General features: G+C 37.0%; 17 protein-coding genes and 1 pseudogene. 7 read left to right on the top strand and 11 right to left on the bottom strand.

Annotation, left to right across the window (positions count from 1 at the left end; all coding sequences use genetic code 11):
- Positions 1-12: 12 nt before the first annotated feature.
- The 4 genes from OQ267_RS12120 to OQ267_RS12105 all read left to right on the top strand — a co-directional run bounded on the left by OQ267_RS12120 (position 13) and on the right by OQ267_RS12105 (position 3,939).
- Positions 13-558: a hypothetical protein gene (locus OQ267_RS12120; protein ID WP_265836128.1), complete on the top strand. Its 546-nt coding sequence runs from the start codon at positions 13-15 to the stop codon at positions 556-558.
- Between the two features lie 46 nt (positions 559-604).
- Positions 605-1,594, top strand: a complete 990-nt coding sequence (locus tag OQ267_RS12115; protein WP_265836127.1) for a DUF6985 domain-containing protein — start codon at positions 605-607, stop codon at positions 1,592-1,594.
- Positions 1,595-1,693: 99 nt separating this feature from the next.
- Positions 1,694-2,350 (top strand): suppressor of fused domain protein, encoded by a 657-nt coding sequence (locus tag OQ267_RS12110; protein WP_265836126.1) that lies wholly within the window; start codon positions 1,694-1,696, stop codon positions 2,348-2,350.
- Positions 2,351-2,352: 2 nt separating this feature from the next.
- Positions 2,353-3,939, top strand: a complete 1,587-nt coding sequence (locus OQ267_RS12105; protein WP_265836125.1) for a hypothetical protein — start codon at positions 2,353-2,355, stop codon at positions 3,937-3,939.
- Between the two features lie 69 nt (positions 3,940-4,008).
- Here OQ267_RS12105 and OQ267_RS12100 read toward each other — a convergent pair whose 3' ends face one another.
- From OQ267_RS12100 to OQ267_RS12085, 4 genes are all read right to left on the bottom strand, one after another.
- Positions 4,009-4,926, bottom strand: coding sequence for an IS3 family transposase (locus OQ267_RS12100; RefSeq protein ID WP_265836213.1), 918 nt, complete (start codon positions 4,924-4,926; stop codon positions 4,009-4,011).
- A gap of 20 nt (positions 4,927-4,946) precedes the next feature.
- On the bottom strand, positions 4,947-5,327 hold the full coding sequence (locus tag OQ267_RS12095) for a hypothetical protein (RefSeq protein WP_265836124.1): 381 nt from the start codon (positions 5,325-5,327) through the stop codon (positions 4,947-4,949).
- Between the two features lie 107 nt (positions 5,328-5,434).
- Positions 5,435-5,947 (bottom strand): hypothetical protein, encoded by a 513-nt coding sequence (locus tag OQ267_RS12090; protein ID WP_265836123.1) that lies wholly within the window; start codon positions 5,945-5,947, stop codon positions 5,435-5,437.
- 747 nt (positions 5,948-6,694) lie between these two features.
- A complete protein-coding gene (locus OQ267_RS12085) occupies positions 6,695-7,348 on the bottom strand; it encodes a hypothetical protein (protein WP_265836122.1) in 654 nt (217 codons plus the stop codon).
- Positions 7,349-7,838: 490 nt separating this feature from the next.
- Here OQ267_RS12085 and OQ267_RS12080 point away from each other — a divergent pair, with 490 nt between their 5' ends.
- Both OQ267_RS12080 and OQ267_RS12075 read left to right on the top strand, forming a co-directional pair.
- Positions 7,839-8,246, top strand: coding sequence for a helix-turn-helix domain-containing protein (locus OQ267_RS12080; RefSeq protein WP_265836121.1), 408 nt, complete (start codon positions 7,839-7,841; stop codon positions 8,244-8,246).
- Positions 8,236-8,799 carry a PIN domain-containing protein gene (locus OQ267_RS12075; RefSeq protein WP_265836120.1) on the top strand — a complete coding sequence of 188 codons (564 nt, stop codon included), beginning with the start codon at positions 8,236-8,238 and terminating at the stop codon, positions 8,797-8,799. Before OQ267_RS12080 ends, OQ267_RS12075 begins: the two co-directional genes overlap by 11 nt.
- A gap of 119 nt (positions 8,800-8,918) precedes the next feature.
- Here the strand turns inward: OQ267_RS12075 and OQ267_RS12070 are convergent, their stop codons facing one another.
- The 3 genes from OQ267_RS12070 to OQ267_RS12060 all read right to left on the bottom strand — a co-directional run bounded on the left by OQ267_RS12070 (position 8,919) and on the right by OQ267_RS12060 (position 14,593).
- Positions 8,919-11,966: a metallophosphoesterase family protein gene (locus OQ267_RS12070; protein ID WP_265836119.1), complete on the bottom strand. Its 3,048-nt coding sequence runs from the start codon at positions 11,964-11,966 to the stop codon at positions 8,919-8,921.
- Between the two features lie 428 nt (positions 11,967-12,394).
- Positions 12,395-13,666: a hypothetical protein gene (locus tag OQ267_RS12065; protein WP_265836118.1), complete on the bottom strand. Its 1,272-nt coding sequence runs from the start codon at positions 13,664-13,666 to the stop codon at positions 12,395-12,397.
- A 789-nt stretch (positions 13,667-14,455) separates the two neighbouring features.
- Positions 14,456-14,593 (bottom strand): hypothetical protein, encoded by a 138-nt coding sequence (locus OQ267_RS12060; RefSeq protein WP_265836117.1) that lies wholly within the window; start codon positions 14,591-14,593, stop codon positions 14,456-14,458.
- A gap of 189 nt (positions 14,594-14,782) precedes the next feature.
- Here OQ267_RS12060 and OQ267_RS22450 point away from each other — a divergent pair.
- A pseudogene (locus OQ267_RS22450) lies at positions 14,783-14,872 on the top strand (EVE domain-containing protein); the annotation flags it as partial.
- Between the two features lie 217 nt (positions 14,873-15,089).
- Here the strand turns inward: OQ267_RS22450 and OQ267_RS12050 are convergent.
- The 4 genes from OQ267_RS12050 to OQ267_RS12035 form a co-directional block, all read right to left on the bottom strand.
- The gene (locus OQ267_RS12050; protein WP_265836116.1) at positions 15,090-15,551 is read right to left on the bottom strand and encodes a JAB domain-containing protein; all 462 of its coding nucleotides are present in this window, start codon (positions 15,549-15,551) and stop codon (positions 15,090-15,092) included.
- Positions 15,552-15,806: 255 nt separating this feature from the next.
- Complete coding sequence (locus tag OQ267_RS12045; protein WP_265836115.1) at positions 15,807-16,292, bottom strand: hypothetical protein; 486 nt, start codon at positions 16,290-16,292, stop codon at positions 15,807-15,809.
- Positions 16,293-16,420: 128 nt separating this feature from the next.
- Positions 16,421-17,044 carry a hypothetical protein gene (locus OQ267_RS12040; RefSeq protein WP_265836114.1) on the bottom strand — a complete coding sequence of 208 codons (624 nt, stop codon included), beginning with the start codon at positions 17,042-17,044 and terminating at the stop codon, positions 16,421-16,423.
- A gap of 21 nt (positions 17,045-17,065) precedes the next feature.
- On the bottom strand, positions 17,066-17,458 hold the full coding sequence (locus tag OQ267_RS12035; protein WP_265836113.1) for a hypothetical protein: 393 nt from the start codon (positions 17,456-17,458) through the stop codon (positions 17,066-17,068).
- Positions 17,459-17,471: the final 13 nt, after the last annotated feature.

The raw sequence follows: 17,471 nt of genomic DNA, 5'->3' as shown, positions 1-17,471 counted from the left end.
AAGAAAACAGCGATGAACCGGATATTCAGAACAGTACATGTTTGTACGGCGCTCAAATACTATGGCCATGCCATAGTATTTTTATTGCTGTTTCTGGGATCTGGCGCACAGGCACAAAGCCCTGAAGATGGCCAGACACCAGGTGTAAAAATAGATTTGAAAATTACTGATCAGGCTTCCAACACCACCCATCATTATAAGCTTTTGGGAAGCAGCTATTCTGTCAGCAAATCCTTCGCCCTGCAAAAAGAAGGAAAATTTGCAAACGATGGCAATTGTACCCTGATTTTGGAACTGGCACAAAATGCAGATGAATTTCTGCTGAAATGGGTGGCCGGAACAGTAAAGGGTGTAAAGGGAGAAATCAGCATTGTAGCCGTGAAAGCCGCAGATAAGCCGCGCATCATCACCTTTACCGACTGGGAGGTGACCTCGGCATCTGAAAGTTTTTACAGCACCAATGAAGCCATCTGGTGGCCTCACCTCAGTGTATATGTCAAAACCTTGTCGGTAGATGGCGTTCCGGTATTTCCTGGCCCAGCAAATGCTAAAAGGTAAATTTTAAAAACCTGATTAATAAATTATTCACTTAAAACACATGGACATGACAGGTTGGGAAATAGAAAATCCAGGAGAATATCTTTTATACGGTAATGATAAAAATCTGAGGGCGTTTTTGAAGAACTATCCCTTATCGGCACTCAGCCCTGACGGGCAAACGCTGTTCATCATCCGCCAATACCACCCCACATTAAACTGTTCGCCGGATGATCCTGTAAACCCTTCTGAAGCTTACAGGATGTGCCTGGCTTACTATACCTATAGCTCATACTTCTTTTTTGAGCTGCCTACCCATTTGCACTATAACATGTTATCGGTGAGGTATGATCAGCATATCCAGGATATAGCCATTACCATTTCCAGCAGGGAAATGACCCGGGTAACCAACGTGAAGGAATTGTTCGCCAGGCTGGAAAGTTATGCCCCTAAAACGGATGCAGAAAAAGAAGCCGCTTTTGCGGGCCTCAGCAATGAAATTCCACCGCAAAAGAAAAAAGTACCCATTACCCAGACTGAAGTGAAATCTACCGTGATTGGCGTATTGAAAAATGCCGACTTTGATGACTGGTGGGTATCAGCGCCGCAGAAAATAGCCTTTCTGGATCAGGAGGAAATGACCTTTACCATTACCGATTACAATCCAAATGAAGATGAAAAGCTGATGGAAGCAGCCGACGAAACCATCCGTAATTTTTTAGCCAAAACACCACAGGACCGGGAAGCCATGAGCACCTATGTTTATCAAAACTGTATGGATTTCTTAGATGCCGTAGGTTATGATGAAGCAGACCAGGCGCTGTGGGATATTAAAGACCCCCGCGACATATGGAATTATGTAACGCCATTGGAAATTTATGTGACCCGTGAGCCTTATGAAGATCAGGGCGTATACCTTCGTTTAATTTTCAGGTGTGAGTGGGAACAGGAACATGGCCTGCAACTGGTATTTAATCAAAAAGGTAAGCTGGTAAGGGTAAGTGACGACGATGGACATATCATGGGCTGGCAGGGCCACGGCATGATTACCGACTAATAACAGGATCGGACGGGCTACCCATGTGGCTACCGATCCGTTTCATAAGCAATTCATTCAAAACATGCTTCCCTTTTGCGGAAGATAAAAGCAAATGCCATGAATAAAGCAACATATCAACAACAATTTACAACAGAAGATAGCCCCGGCTGGCTGGCCATTGATGATCAACTTGATCAGATTTACGGCGATACAGAACCCCGCCATTATCCACCTTTGTGCGGGCTGCATTATGCGGCAGGTGGCAGCGATCCGATAGATGGTGCCAGTATTTACGACAGCAACCACCAGGAGTTTCACCGCCATATTGTAAGTTATGGCCTGAGTGAGCTGTATTATGACGAAGAAAAGGCCGGTGGCGAATTTAGCAAATGGGGTTTTGAGTTGACCTTCCGGTTGCTGCCTTTTCAGGATGATCAGCATGATCCCATCTGGGCCATACAGATAATGAATAACCTGGCACGTTACGTATTTACAAGTGGGAAGTGGTTTGAAGAAAACCATTTTGTGCCGGCCAACGGCCCCATCCGCCTGGATACAGAAACTGAAATCACCGGCTTTGTTTTTGCGCTTGATCCTGAACTGGGCAAAATCCAGACCCCACATGGGGAAGTGAGCTTTCTGCAAATGGTGGGCATTACCAATACAGAAGTAGAAAAACTCAAACAAAATCCAACTACAGATGCCGTAAAAGAACTGATTGACCATTTAAAAAAGGACAATCCATTATTGATTACTGACCTAAATCGAAAGTAGCCATGTCCATGCACGAAATTGAAGATCTGGTGGAAGAAACCACTTATCTGGCAGACCAGTCTTCCGATCATGATTTAATGGCCAAAAGGGATATTTTATTTAACCTGTACCAATTCGAAGCATTTTTCGATACCAGCTATACTCACTTCAGGGTAATGGATATCCTGTTAAAAAACCATTTCGTTTACCGGATCCCGGTGGCAGAATATCCCCAGCTGGGCATAACCGAAGCACAGCTGCCGGCGGATGAGGATGGCGATTGGGTATGTGATGAGGATCAAAATGCGTTAGCCTATGCACAAAGCGAAAATGGGGCCATGTACCTGTATGTTGATGCCGGCGAGATATTCTGGAAACGTTTATGTGAACTTGATATCCTGCCCAAAGCAGATCAACAGCCTCCGCAACAGTTTTCGATTCCTCAACTCGTGAAAATCGTTATGCTGGAAGCTGAAAAGCAACAGCAAACGGATGTGTTAAAGGAGTGGTATAATTTATTTGCCAATGCTGTTTTAGCGGGCGATTTCGGCGCAAGTGAAGGTATCTCCGATTCTTTTGAGGGTATTTTGAACGATCCCCATTTATCCGAACTTCGGGCTATCGCGGTACGCAACCAGCTGGACCGGCAGAAAGTGAGCCAGGCCAGTGGAGATTATTTATCGTTCCCCGGGGTGAAAACTAACCTGACGGGCACTGAAAGCCTGGAGGAAAGCTACAAGATCCGTTACCTGCTTGATTTTTCAAAAGATACCCTTCAGCTGGAAGCTGCATACCGTAAAGACCTGCGGGCAATGGAAGCAGGACCAGCGAAAACAGCCATGATACTACCCACCATTGATGGATATCTGGCTCCTTTGAACTGGACATACGTGGAGATCGCCCCTGAAAAAACCTGGCGCTGGTACCAGGACCTGGAAGATGATCAGTTTGGTGGCCCGGGACACCGCTGCTTTATTCAGCTTCAGCTGGACACGGAAGAAAATACCTTGTTCTGCCAACTTGCGCTGCAGCACAGCCTGATTTTAAAATGGCAGGAAAAGCAACCTTCACTTTTGCCGGAGAACTGGCATTTTTATCATGAGTTGTCTGGCTGGCTTAACGACGATTTTACTGAAAAAAACAGACATTTAAGCAGCTGGGGAAGCTGGAAATTCGATCTGAAACAATCGGAAAAAGTACTGAAAAGCCATCTGGAAAACCTGATTGCAGGACTAAAACAGAACAGCTATTTTGATTTCGTAATGGCAGAGTTTCCTGAAAAATTTTTAGCGCAGGACCCGCAAAGAATTGTACACCTGTTGGATGAGGGGGAAGATGGCACGGGCATTATTCCCAAATATGTATTGTTTGATAGCAAAATCACGTCTTTAATTGCTTTTGCCAAATGGGCGGCAGAAAAAAAAGATGAACGACAGGCCGCAAAAATAATGGATCAGATCATGGAGATGGCCACAACAAGTGAGGTGTCGGCACTTCAGCAAGAAGTGGTGATTGATTCTTTAGTGCGCGTTTGGCAGGAAAATAAGGTAATTATATTTCCGCCCGTCTGGCAGCTTTACCTGGTGAAATCACTTAGAGAAAAAAAGTAATCTCCGGCGGTATCGTTATTTGCTGGCGCATGCGTGTCGCGTGTGCATTTGTCTCGTCCTGAAATAGGTTTACAGTTTAGGTTGTTTAGTTTCGTTAAACCTATCTACAACTTTACGGTTTTTATTGTAATAATTCTTCCAAAGCCTTTTAGTCTTCAGATTTTTTTCGTGCACTTGGTTTGGAGTGTGCATGCCAAGGCTCAAATGGGGTCTTTCCCCGTTGTAAAGCTTAACCGCCTTTCTGAGGTTTCCCTTTGCCTGTCGGATATCATCGGTTTTTAGATGCCGTAGGTATTCACCCTTGATTATCCCATTTACACGTTCTGCAACAGCATTTTCCAATGGATCTCCATTTTCAGTCATGCTTATCCCTATACCATTTTTTTGGAGAAGTGCCACATAGTCGCCGGAACAGTACTGCACACCCCTGTCGGAGTGGTGGATAAGCTGATGGCTGTCACCCTTAAGTTTTTTGAGTGCCATTTCAAGCGCCTTCAAGGTCTCCACCGTTTCCAGTGTTCCGGCAACATGGTAACCGACTATCTTTCGTGAATGGGCATCGGTGACGAAGCTTATGTACAGGTGTTCTCCACAGACCTTCCAGTAGGTTATATCACTTACCCAGAGTTGGTTTATGCGAACCACATTGATGTTCCTGATGATATTGGGCCATTTTCTTAACCAATGGGCGGAATAGGTCGTAATGTACTTCCTCGATCTCCTGCGCACCTGTAGCCCGTTTGCCGCCAGCAGTCCAAACAAGGAATCCCTTCCCATCTTGATGCTGTGTTCCAGGAAGAATGGCTGTAACATCTCATAAAGCTTCCTTCCACCTATTTCAGGATGTTTAGAACGGAGTACTGATATTTTCTTCAGCACCAGTCTTTCCATGGAATGTGTGGAGCTCTGTCTGTGGAAATGTTTATAATAGGACTGACGGGACACACCAAGCAAGCAGCAGCAATGCCCGACGCTTATCTCGGGCAGGCTGTTCTTTATTTCAAGGATTACTTGGTACCTGACTTTTTTCTAATGTCTATGTTAAGTTCCCTTTCTGCAACCTCAACCATCCTCTTATAAAGTTCCTTTTCCAAAAGTGCATCTTCCAACTGTTTACGCAAGAGCTTCAGGGAAAGGTCTTCACCGGGGATGCCAACCTGTTTTTTCTTTGCGGACATGATGTCTAAAGGTAGGTAAATGCTTTTTCTAATCACCATACCATATTGTTTCAGCCAGGTAGTTAGCCTTGAGTTGCCGAGCCTGTGTTTTTTCTCCAGGGAACGTATGCCATCATTCCCGTTCATATATTCATTACAGATCTTCATCTTGAATTCCGTACTGTACTGGCTCTGCCATTTACTCTTGCATATTTTTGAATATCTCTCCATTTTGTTTACAATTGTGTAAACCTATTTCAGGACGAGACAAAATGTGGTAGCTTTTGTTTTCACACGCGGCACGCGTGCGCTAGCGAGGGCTAGTGAGGCTACTCAAATTAATTGATTTGAATTCTTTGTTTAAAAGCAGTATACCATTCATTACAGTCTGCCAACCAATCATAAATTATTTTATATGCAGCAGTAATTTCTGCAGAAAACTTTAAGGTTGCGCCTTCAAAATCATCTTCCTGAAAGATGTAAGCATTTAATCCATGATATAAGAGATCAGTATGTTGCTCCACCTCAAATTGGCCTACCGCCTGCAAGTGATAACCCAGGTTTTTGGAGTAATGCTGAAAAGCTTCTTCATTGGCCAAAGGTTTTGTTTTGGTGATCAGATGGATGATATTGTTTACATCATAAAGGGCGTTGGCAATGCTGATGGGCATATGTTTACCTGATCGCGGATCGGGCCCGATAGACGAACTGAGCATTTCGCTAAGGAGTTGATTGACATCTGATAAACTATTCATCTCGAAATAAGTGCCAATCAGTTTCCGGAACTCGTTTACAGCTGCTACCTGATCTGGGAGCTGTGTGTTTGGATTTTTACAATTGTTGTTCTGCATAACATTTGATAAAAAGTTCCTGAGTGCTGCAGAACAACAATTAACTCTTTTCAGAGATATTGAAAGATGCGGGTCTAAGCCGCTCACTCAGGAATATTGTGAAATTTTTAATTTATTTTATGTTTCTCTGATTAAGTTAAAAGATATTGTTAATTATTGTTCTGCATCGCTAAGATAAATACAATAAAATCATTCACGAAATATTTTTGAAGAATGGGGCATAAATGAGGGCGGTTTTATACTTGCAATCGACAGTTCAACCGTTACAATCGACAGTTCAGCCGTTGCAGTCGATAGTTCAGACTTTGCAGTCGATAGTTCAGACTTTGCAGTCGATAGTTCAGACTTTGCAGTCGGTAGTTCAGACGTTGCGGTCGACAGTTCAGCCGTTGCAGTCGGTAGTTCAGACGTTACAGTCGTTAGTTCAGACGTTGGGTCGGCAGTTCAGACGTTGCGGTTGATAGTTCAGACGTTGCAGTCGATAGTTCAGGCGTTGCAGTCGATAGTTCAGGCGTTGCAGTCGATAGTTCAGACGTTGCAGTCGATAGTTCAGACGTTGCAGTCGTTAGTTCAGACGTTGCAGTCGATAGTTCAGACGTTGCAGTCGGTAGTTCAGGCGTTGCGGTCGATAGTTCAGACGTTGCAGTCGGCAGTTCAGACGTTACAGTCGTTAGTTCAGAGGTTGCTGAAATAAATGTTAAGATGCACTTGCAGATACTGCTTATCTGATTCTCAAATATCCCATTTTCAATCAAGTTCTTTTTCTAAGGTGATAATTTTAGATATCTGCCTTTTGGTTTTTAAATGTGATTGGCCAAGCTCACCTTTTATAAGCAGACACTTTTTATCAAGAGCCACTAAACTGATATTTGTCATTTCCGAACTTTGTAATTGTAGCTTAGCAAGCTCTGCCAAGGCGTTGGAAGAAGGGATGCCTTTGAAATGCTGCTCAAAATATAGTGAGTTTGTATGAGCTTGAGCAACTTCGGAAATGAGGCTGTCAAGATGGGCCTTTATTGATTGATCGATTTCAACTTTTGAAACTCTCTTAACAAGAGTAGAGGTTGCAGACATTAAAGCACCTTTAATAAAATCTGGAGTAGCAAGAACCTCATATGCAATATCTTCATTAGATCCAATTAAATCAAGGTTTTCAATTTCTTTCTTGTATTCGTCAATCAAATCGTTGAGATCTTGATTAGCAAACTGTATAGAATCAGCTTTGTTCGAAATAGCGTTAATGTCCTTTGCTTTAATTTCTTTTAGTATCTTTCGGTTTGAGACTTGTAAGATGGCATTTGACTTTTCTATCGATGAACGAATCTGTTTAAATGAATCTAAGAATGGTGATCTGCATCCTACCATTAAAAAGATCAGTACAATTAACTTCTTGTCATCCATTTGTATTTGATTTTAGCTTTAATCATTCGTGAAAGCAGCTTAGTATAAATAATCAATAATATTCCATGCTCTGTCGCATGCATGCTGCGGGTAAAAAAAATATAAAGATGCACCAGTATCAAATGCTCAGGTGGCACGCCCATCGTCTGAAGGAAACTTCGTAAGCATTTCGGTCATCCGTACGGTCGAACGAATCGGATACTAAAATACTAAATCCAATGCTTTTCTTCTCTTGATTCATTTTGATTTTTTTTAAGCCAAAATGTGTCAAGTTTTTTCAGGAGAGGACATCCTTAACTTTTTACAGTTTTTTGTTCGTACTGTTATGATGTATTTCCTTTTTCAAACTATTGGTCTATTTGATTTGTTGGTTTTTTGTTTATTTTATTTATTTCGTTTATTTCGTTTGTGTTTTTTGTTTAACTTCGTAGAAAATTGCAGCATGATTTCAACTGATCAAACACGCCGTCCTTCCAAAACAGAGCAGAAGATGGCCATAGAATCTTTACCAGCTTTATCATCGATACTCTCCAACATCCATTCTGAACATACGGAGATTGAGATCGAGGAGACGGGCGAACGCATTAAGATACCCGCCAGGGCTTTGGTATTTCTTGGCGATATTTTAAAGGCTATGGGTGAAGGTAAGCCTGTTTCTATAGTTCCGGTGGCAACAGAGGTAACTACCCAGAAAGCAGCCGAGATATTGGGGTGTTCAAGGCCATATTTAGTAAAATTACTGGAAGAGGGAGCTATTGAGTTTATAAGGGTGGGTAAGCACCGCAGGATAAAATTCGAGGATGTTGTGGCTTACAGAGAAAAGATGAAGGCGCAGCAGAAGAACGATATTATCGACATCATGGGCGCTGACGAGGAACTCGGATTGTATGATTCATAGTGTAAGGTTTAAAGCAGTACTGGATACCAATGTCATTTATCCAGTTGTGATCAGGGACCTGCTTTTTTGGTTTGCTCATTATGATCTTTATACGCCCAAGTGGGGTACTAATATTTTCTGTGAGTGGAAAGAAGTGATGCTCAGGCATGGCGTGGAAGAAGGCGAAGCTGAAAAGCGGGTGCAAAAGGCAAACCAGGCTTTCCCAGATGCTTTGGTGGGTAATTATGAAGGTCTTATTTCGCAGCTTCAGCTACCGGATGAGGATGACCGTCATGTGCTTGCGGCTGCAATTAAAACGAACGCAAATGTGATTGTTACCAATAACCTCAAGGATTTTCCAGAGGAATATCTGGACACTTTCGGTCTAAAGGCCAAAAGTGCCGATGATTTTCTTACCGATATTATCGATCTGAATCAGGAGCAGGCGATTAAGGCTTTCCGCGAGATGGTGCTGAACCGGAAGAATCCCGCAATGGATGAATATCAAGTATTGGAAAGCCTGCGTAGGAATGGGCTTATCGATACTGCAAATTATTTGCATGCGCTATTGTAAAATCCCCGTACCATACTTATTAATTGAAGCGCAAGTCATCCTGCCTGCTTGCCAGGACACTAAGACTTGCGCTAGTATTGTCTTATAAGACAGCCTCTTGCAATGATCGCTATAATTAATTATTTAGCATAAGCATTTTCTTTAGTTCTGAAATCAAATTTGTTAACTGGTCCGAGACTCATGTTTAATACACTTGCAATTTGTTGCTTTGTATCATATTCAACTTTTCTATTATAGACATAAGATTTTACCCGTGCTTTTAATAAGTTTGTAGCAACTATATTTCCTTTTAATTCTGCTGAAATTTCTTTTAGCTCATTAATAGAAATCTTGCCGTAATATGAATTTATACCAAAGGAGACAAGTCTAGCAGCAGGTGTATTAATATCTTCAGCAACATTTTGATAGAGGTCTTTCATGTCCTTGTTGCCCACAGAAAACATTAGCTTGTTAAAGACTCCTAAGCATGTTTGAAGGCACATCATCTGAATTAACATATTAATTCTATTTGTAATTTCAGATTTAGATTCATTCTCTTCCGAATCATCAACAATGGTTGCTATAATGTCATTTTTGTCATTATTTAGTAGCTCGCTCACAAAACTTATAGTTCTAAAACCTGTGGTATAAATTTCTTTAGTCATTTCATGGAGCTGCTTCTTTGTTAAGGATCCTTTTCTATTTCTGATTATCTGACCAATTATTTCGATAGATCTAAAGGATTGCTGAAAAGGCACAAATTTGGATTTCACATCTTCTAAGTCTTCATTTGAATCATCAATCTTTCTTTCAGCTGCATCAACTTCCCTTTGATTTTCATCTCTTATATGCAGTAATTTTCGTCTTTCTTCTCGAGGATTTCGATTTATCTCTAAAACATCATGCTTAACTTCTTCAGCCAACTCCTGAATTACATTATAAAATGGATCATCTTTAAATAAAGTAATTGGAGCTATATTGTCTAAAACAATCATCGAATTCAACCTTGATTCTTCAATGAATGAAATATCTTTAGAGTGGTGAGTGACAAAAACTAAAATATTAGCATTTCTTTCTAAATGAACTTCTTGGAATAGCTTTTTGATGATATTTTGTCCTTCCGTTTTATGCAGTACATCAGAAATTTTCTTAGCTGATAGATAGTAAAGAATATATTTATAACCGAAAGCGACACAGTTATCCTTCTCCAAGATGACCTTTGATTTTAATAAAGTTCTGTGAATTACTTCGAAATTAGGGACTATAAAGTCTTTTTGATAATTGAAGTAAAATTCATCGTAATCTTTTCTAGTAATATGCTCAACATCTTTTTCAATGTTGAAATATGCAAGTTCTGTTAAGAAATTGAAATATGTATCAATGAGTTCATTTGAGACCCCTGCGTTATTCAAAGAGTAATGTATTAACGTTTGATAGCAGTAACCAAATGAAGTTTCTTGGTGTTGCATCGGTTTATATTCAAGTGCCTGTAAAATTGAAAGAATAAAAATAGGATATGACGGCATAAGTTTATTTCCCAATATATTTGAAACGTTATCATAAGAAAACTTAGTATATTCTAGAAATGATGTTTCGTTAAATGTTATTGGATCTTCTTTTAGGTAATGAAAGGTTTCAATTAAGTCATTGCGTTTCTTATAACCCAAAGGTTTAATGCTATAAAACTTCCAACTATCGAATTCAGACTGCATTGTTGGTAGCAAACTGTATGTCGATTCTATTGTAATGAGAACCTTGCCGAATTTCTTTCCTGCCTCATCTAACACACTTTTTGTCGATTGAGAGTTTAAAATTGTCTTATGATAATCATCAATTAGCAAAATGCGTTTACTACTGTCGATTTGCATAAATTTATCAAATTCGTTATGAGCATTTGCATATTGTTTCTGAAAAGCTCTTTTAACGATTTTATCTAAGTCAATCGATTTAAAATCTTTACCATCAACCAATATTGGGAAGAAGCCATCTCGGTATGACTTTAGAAATATTGCGGCTAGTAATGCGGATTTCCCAATTTGACTGTCCCCGTCTAAAATACAATTTACGAAATCAGTTTCAAGAAGTTTTTCTGAATCTATGTAACTTTCGAGTTTATCTATGTTTTTGCTTGCTGATGGTTCGATATCTGGGAAAATAAAAATATCCAACAACCGGATGTCTTTTCTGTTAAATAAGAGTGGGATTTTAGTATCATTAATTTCCTTATCAAATTCTTTTTTAATTTGAAATAACTTTCGTGTTTCATGAGCTAATGAAAACTCATTCATGTGGGTTGTTTTATAATGTTCTTCTTCCCAAGAATATTGTTTCAATATTGTATTGTGATCTTTTAATTCAATAACTGCTGTCTGAAATCCCGATTCATTTGGTTTCTTATCATCATGAAATAGCTTTCCTGACAATAAATGCGTGTTAAGATCTTTCTGCTTGTTTATAGATAAATGATGATCGTGCTCATGCTCATGACCAACAAAATGAATAGGAGCTATGGATTCTATGAAATTCTGAAACTCTTGCTTATTGTTTTCCTGTGTACTAGGAGTAAACCAATTAATTGGATGGTGCCAAGTAGCAATTTTTAAAGTTGATTTGTCATCTTTTTCTATTGAATTTCGATATCGATTAACAGGGTAAAAAAGCGTGCCAGAATCTTCTTTGAGTTGAGACATCCAAGCTGTGTTAAGACAGATAAAAGATATCTTTTTGCCACAAACGATATCTTTTAAAATATAAAACATTTTGTCTTCTGGAATTTTATGATAAAAACCATAAAACCCCCAAAAATAATTTTGCACACTTATAGACAAGTCTATGAAACTATTATCCTTTCCTATAGATTCATAATTTACGTTTTTAAGGATAGTATCTCTTAATCCTGGGCTTTGGGAAAAATTACAGTCATGATTTCCTGGAACTATAATAGGCATGACATCGATGCTTGGATGCATTTCTGCATAACCTTTTTTTAGATTGTCTACAAATGCTTTTGCTTTACCGTATTCCTCCTTTTGACCAGAAAATGCAATATCACCGCTTAAAATTATGTAGAGTTTATCGATATTGTGAAAGTCCAATAGCATTACTTTGTTTAAATGCGTAACTTTTGTATTGAAGTTAGTTGTCCTGGTTAAATGAATGTCCGTTAGATGTAGAATACCTATTTTCATATCTTTAAATTTAATTAAAAGCTGATGCTCTAGCAGTCTAGAAGATAGGATATTACGCCTGTATTATTTAGAAGTTTAATTTATCTTTAAACAAATCATACTTTGGATAATAGAATTCTAAGAATGAGAGATTATCTAGCTTAACAAATATAATGTAAAAGTTAGCAATTGCAAACCATTCTAGCGCGAGTCTTAGCGCTCGTAGTCTTAAGCCTTGGCTTGTGCTTTGGGTAGCATTGTTAAAATAAATTAAGGAGGCACAGTCAGCTTTAACATTATCCACCCATATTTAGCGCAAGTCTTAGTGCGCCTGGCCAGAGCATAGGCATAACTTGTACTTTGACAGGATTATCAAGATCAATAATGAAAGCACAAGTCATTTATCCCGTTAGCCTAGGCAATCAGACTTGTGCTAGTAATGGGCTTGTTTAATTACTTTTAGGTATTTTTTCAATTAATTTATCAATTCTATCTTCTACTTTTGAATAGGACTTTTCAAGTATAGATAGTGCTGGACTATTATAATCTTTAGAAGTCAAAGGTGATTTAAATAAGGTCTCTAAAGATTTTGTAATAAACTCTTGAGACTTATCGGTTTCATAGCTTTTAATCAATTCGTTAAATGCAAAAAGTGATGTGGCAGTGGAACTTTTAAATCTGTAATCTTCTACAATTTTATTTTTAAGATTGTATTGGGAAATAAAAAAAATATCAAGTAAAAGAATAGGAAGGATAATTAAAAACCTTTCTAGTAATAATTCTGTTGTTAAGGGTTTATCTAATAATTTATAATATGAAATGAAGATGATTACTATACTCGAAATGATAATTCCACAAAGCCATAGCCATAATTGCCATTCAATTTCCTTTCTTTTGTTTTCGTAAATGTGCGCTAATTTACTTGCGTTTGCTCCCTGCAAAAGCGTATTAATTTCAGCCTGTATAGTTTTATTTTTGTTTTCTATTTTTGATGATTCTAGATAGAATTTTTCTATAGCCTTATTATAATTCTCTTGATTTGATTTAATATTTCCTTCAGTTTTATTAGTAGAATTTTCGATTATCTTCTTTACTTTTTGTTCCGATTCAGTAACAGTCTTAGTATAATTTTCAACATTACTGAAGAAGCCTTTTATGCTAAAACGGAGTTCTTCAATTTCCAACTTTGCAGTCTGATAATAGCTATTATATTCTTCGAATTTAATTTGATTATATGTTGATTTTTCATGAGTGCTTTTAATCGAATTATAATATGAATTGATTTCTATTGATTTGTTTTCAATTTCTTTTAATGTTTCTTGGATTTGTGTATAACGCTTTTCAATTTTTCGATTATTATTTGCTTGATCTTTTATTGAAAGATTATTCTGATACAACTTGCTTTCTAAACCAGAAGATTCAATTATCATAATAAAATTATCTATTAAATCTAATATCTTTTCTCGTTTAATTTTATCTTTTAACCTATTTTCTTCAATTAATTGCTTGAGATGCTGCAAAATTTTTTCAATCTTGTCCTGTCTATATAATGTTATTTCTGATATCTGGTTTTTTGTTTCGAGATCAATTAAAAAAAGAATCCTCTCTTCAAAAGCTAGTATACTATCTTTAATGACATTGTCTAATTCATTCTCCGGATTTAATACTCTTTTAATAATATTATTTTCAAAATCATTTGCTAAATCAATAAGTTTATCCATAAATCTGACCTTAATTGCATAAACATCAATATATACACAATCTTTAATTTATGCAATAATTGACTTAAATATAAACCCTATATAATGATGTAAGTATAAATGGTTTAACATATTAAAATGTTAAAGTTATATTGTTGAAATTGAAAGTTATATTAGTTCGTTCTACAATATATTAATATTCATTCAAAATGATTTATGAAAAAAACTATCAATATTATATTTAAAGGAAGATTTCAATTTAGAAATTTGTTCCTTTCGCTGTCGTACGAGTATTGAATAACAATGAAAAGTGGGGCGGGAAGAAAGTTATTTTACCGCCCCGGTAAATCTAGATGGCTTAGTTAATACTGTACTAAGCGATTACTTCAAAAGCTTTCTTACTTGCTTAAGCACTTCAGCAACCGAGGTTAGAAAAAGACTTGAAACAAACAAAAAAACAACAGTTTTTAGAAAAAACATTCTTGTTAATGAGTTTTAGTACTTAAAATACTTATCTCTTTTTTTTGAATTATCTAGCACTAATCTGGATTTGACCAGTAGGACTGTAAAGGTAAAACTAATTAATATTTTAACCATAAATAAGACGAGAAATATTAATGTTTACATGTCTCTTTATTGAATTCAACTTAATTGTTCAATATAATATGTAAACTGGAATGTTCAATAAACCAGTGAGCCGATTTCGGCCATCTGCCGTTATCTGATACTCCTTTACATTGATGGAAGGCGCGGCAATTTCACTGATGGAGAGTTTACCACCTTGTTAAATATTCCGTGAATATTTCCACGCTAATTGCAATATGCAATATTAAACCAAGTGTCGCCACCCTTACTTTGCTCGGTACTATCTTTAGATGAAATATATTCTATTCCTTCTATTCCACATCTTGAACATTTTGGTCCTGATTTAAATTCTATATCTGCCATTTTCTTTGAATATTTTTGTCTTTTAAATTTATTCGGTTTTCTATTAGTGACATCTCACTAATCGCAATTTAACAACGAATAGCCACATTGTGATCATATTTAACTATAACTTCCGTCGATAGCTATTTCCTAATCCATTCCCTTTTCTTAGTTTTGAGGGGAAAATAATCGAAATAAATACAAATTAGCATGAACCATTGGTTAGTAAAATCAGAGCCTTTTAAATACAGTTGGGAAAAATTTAATGAAGATGGCCGTACCTTTTGGGGTGGCGTTCGCTGTTTTTGAACCGTTTCTGCATTTGGTTCAAGCTGATTTCTTCTTGCAATTCCCACTGATTTTGTCCTAAAATCGCTAATTTTTTCTCGTTTTGTCGGCTGTTTTGTCGCCAATTTGAACTCAATTTAATTCAGTATTTTCTTTGTTTAAAGAATTTAAAGTTATATTATTGACAAGCATAGCGGAGTTAATAATATGTTATTTGTCGCTAAGTTAATCAAATCATTCCATCATCCGCAAAACTGTAATAGTGATAATTGGTAACTATCAAATGGTCATAAACCTCAATATCTAATAGCTTTCCGCCCTCCAATAACTTTTGGGTTAGTTTCTTGTCAGCCTCACTTGGGATTGTGTTAGAGCTTGGGTGGTTATGTGCTAATATTATTTTACTGCTATTTGTCTTCAAAGCGACAGAAAATATGATCTTCGGATCTGCAAATGTTCCCTGTACTCCACCCGTGGATATATCGACGATTCCCAGTACTCGGTTACTGGTATTAAGCAGTATCACTTTGAACTCCTCTAATAGCTCAATCTTGCCCAATTGCCAATGTTGCATTAATAGTTGGTAAGCATCCTTAGAACTGTTAATTTTTGGTCGTTCTGTAATGTTGTAGTTTGATCTGTAGCTTACTTCAACTTCAGCCACTTTGAATGGGTTTTGTTCTTGTACCATAAGATTTGAATTAATTATGGTACTTATGGAAGCTTTAAGCTCAACTAAGCAAAGGAGGAACGGATATAAATAGACTGTGCGGATGCCATGTGAGCGTTTATGCCGTAGATCCTTTAACCGTGTTGAGATTACAAGCTTAAATTTGTGTAATGATTAATTATATATAATGGTAATTCAAATATTTTAGGACAAAAATTAATCATATTGTAACCCTTAAAGTAAATTGTCTTTTTTAGTGGGATCTATATTCAATCATTATATTATTCGTAAGTGTTTCAAATTGTTCTTTAGCGTAGTAATAATTTCTTTTCTATATACCGGAGGTTGCATTCCATCAAAACAATTTATTATAGCGTAAATAGTAGCCTTTTCAAAAGGAGAAAAACAACTCGAACTAAAGTCAAACGTTGCATCATTAATCTCGAAAGTTAATACTATACTTTCTCCTCTAAGAGCAGAAATATACTTTAGAAAAAATATCAACGCCGTCTCAACATCCCTTTTGTAATTCTCATGATATTTTATTATTTCTGCATCACTAGCATTCCATATTATTTTACTTCTTCCAGATTCGTCAGATATAGCCATATACATTTTTAAAGCAATGAATGCTTTACTGCGAGGCTTGTTATAAAACCCTTCTCCAACGACAGGTTGGAAATCCCATCGCAATATTTGGCTATTTACCCTATTTAGTAAACTTGAGGTAAATACTTCAACATTTATACCTTGGGTTTTCATGTGGATACTTTATCAAAACAAGTTAATATTCAAAGTTATGCATTTAGGTTATTAAATATTTATAATCTAATCCTAATAAAAAAGTGCCTTACTATTAAAAGATGAAACAATATCCTCAGAGAATTTCACTAATTGCTAATTAATACTTCAATTCTTTGTAGTAATGCCTGATATTTGACGTTCAAATCCCTTTCTGCACTTAATTCTTTTTCATACTGTTCTATGCTGAAATTGGCCTGTTCTAATTCTAGCTTCTTCAAATAATATTTATAGAACACTTCAGCTTCCTTTACCGTTTGGCAATTTTCATCTAATTCTAGGGCAAAATCCCAAAGCATTTGCATTGAGCGAAATTTGGTTGCACTATCAAAATAGAATGTAAATACCTGCCTATAATCATTTATCATTTCAAAAGTTGCACCGGAGATCAACTCACAAGCAAATATTTTAATGTCACTTAATTTCCAATTAGAAAGAGGAATAAACGAAAAATACGATTCATTATTAGTGTTTTGATAATCAATAATGTAAGCATCCTTTCTTAAGCCATAATGCATATACTGATGCACATAGGCGCTCAAAATGTAAATTGGGTTATCCGCTGTTGCCTGACTTGGAACTCCACTCGTCTTAACCTGACCATTTTGGTAAATTGACCAATAATAAGATGTTACTGAAATATTTTCCCTGTTAGCAATAAAGTTGGCTCTTGCAAGTTCGTATTTGCTTTGTAAGCATTCGATTCGTATCATTTATCGTTTTTCGATTTCTTTTTAATTTATTCGAATGACCATTTTACTCTTTTCTTGTATTGACCATTGGACTTGCCACACCCTTCCATCAATTTGGTCAAGTAAAATGAAGTTATACATATTTTGAGTTGGATAGAGGAAAAATCGGCCATTTTTCTCTTCTTCTTTTGTAACACGCGTTATTAGGCTCAAGGGGTCTTCTCTATTGTATTCCTCTAAACTATATTGAACTTGCCACATTTGTCCATTTCTAGTATTCAATTTGATAAAGGTCCACTTATTTCGAGTAGAAAATAGCCTATACACAACAGCGCTATCAGTTGAGATATTCTGAATAGGAGTTTCTGAGGTAGTTTGAGCAAAAGCTGTAATTGATGTTAGATTAATAATTAAAGAAATCAATATTCTTTTCATATCTGTTAGGTTT

It is taken from the genome of Pedobacter sp. MR22-3 (assembly GCF_026240075.1).
Lineage (GTDB): Bacteria > Bacteroidota > Bacteroidia > Sphingobacteriales > Sphingobacteriaceae > Pedobacter.
Note: the sequence above shows the minus strand (reverse complement) of the source record. Positions and strands in the feature narration are given on the sequence as shown.

Bases quoted from the DNA above. Each gene is read 5' to 3' on its own strand.
- OQ267_RS12120 (WP_265836128.1), top strand. From the start codon at position 13: ATGAACCGGATATTCAGAACAGTACATGTTTGTACGGCGCTCAAATAC.
- OQ267_RS12115 (WP_265836127.1), top strand. From the start codon at position 605: ATGACAGGTTGGGAAATAGAAAATCCAGGAGAATATCTTTTATACGGT.
- OQ267_RS12110 (WP_265836126.1), top strand. From the start codon at position 1,694: ATGAATAAAGCAACATATCAACAACAATTTACAACAGAAGATAGCCCC.
- OQ267_RS12105 (WP_265836125.1), top strand. From the start codon at position 2,353: ATGTCCATGCACGAAATTGAAGATCTGGTGGAAGAAACCACTTATCTG.
- OQ267_RS12095 (WP_265836124.1), bottom strand. From the start codon at position 5,327: ATGGAGAGATATTCAAAAATATGCAAGAGTAAATGGCAGAGCCAGTAC.
- OQ267_RS12090 (WP_265836123.1), bottom strand. From the start codon at position 5,947: ATGCAGAACAACAATTGTAAAAATCCAAACACACAGCTCCCAGATCAG.
- OQ267_RS12085 (WP_265836122.1), bottom strand. From the start codon at position 7,348: ATGGATGACAAGAAGTTAATTGTACTGATCTTTTTAATGGTAGGATGC.
- OQ267_RS12080 (WP_265836121.1), top strand. From the start codon at position 7,839: ATGGCCATAGAATCTTTACCAGCTTTATCATCGATACTCTCCAACATC.
- OQ267_RS12075 (WP_265836120.1), top strand. From the start codon at position 8,236: ATGATTCATAGTGTAAGGTTTAAAGCAGTACTGGATACCAATGTCATT.
- OQ267_RS12070 (WP_265836119.1), bottom strand. From the start codon at position 11,966: ATGAAAATAGGTATTCTACATCTAACGGACATTCATTTAACCAGGACA.
- OQ267_RS12065 (WP_265836118.1), bottom strand. From the start codon at position 13,666: ATGGATAAACTTATTGATTTAGCAAATGATTTTGAAAATAATATTATT.
- OQ267_RS12060 (WP_265836117.1), bottom strand. From the start codon at position 14,593: ATGGCAGATATAGAATTTAAATCAGGACCAAAATGTTCAAGATGTGGA.
- OQ267_RS12050 (WP_265836116.1), bottom strand. From the start codon at position 15,551: ATGGTACAAGAACAAAACCCATTCAAAGTGGCTGAAGTTGAAGTAAGC.
- OQ267_RS12045 (WP_265836115.1), bottom strand. From the start codon at position 16,292: ATGAAAACCCAAGGTATAAATGTTGAAGTATTTACCTCAAGTTTACTA.
- OQ267_RS12040 (WP_265836114.1), bottom strand. From the start codon at position 17,044: ATGATACGAATCGAATGCTTACAAAGCAAATACGAACTTGCAAGAGCC.
- OQ267_RS12035 (WP_265836113.1), bottom strand. From the start codon at position 17,458: ATGAAAAGAATATTGATTTCTTTAATTATTAATCTAACATCAATTACA.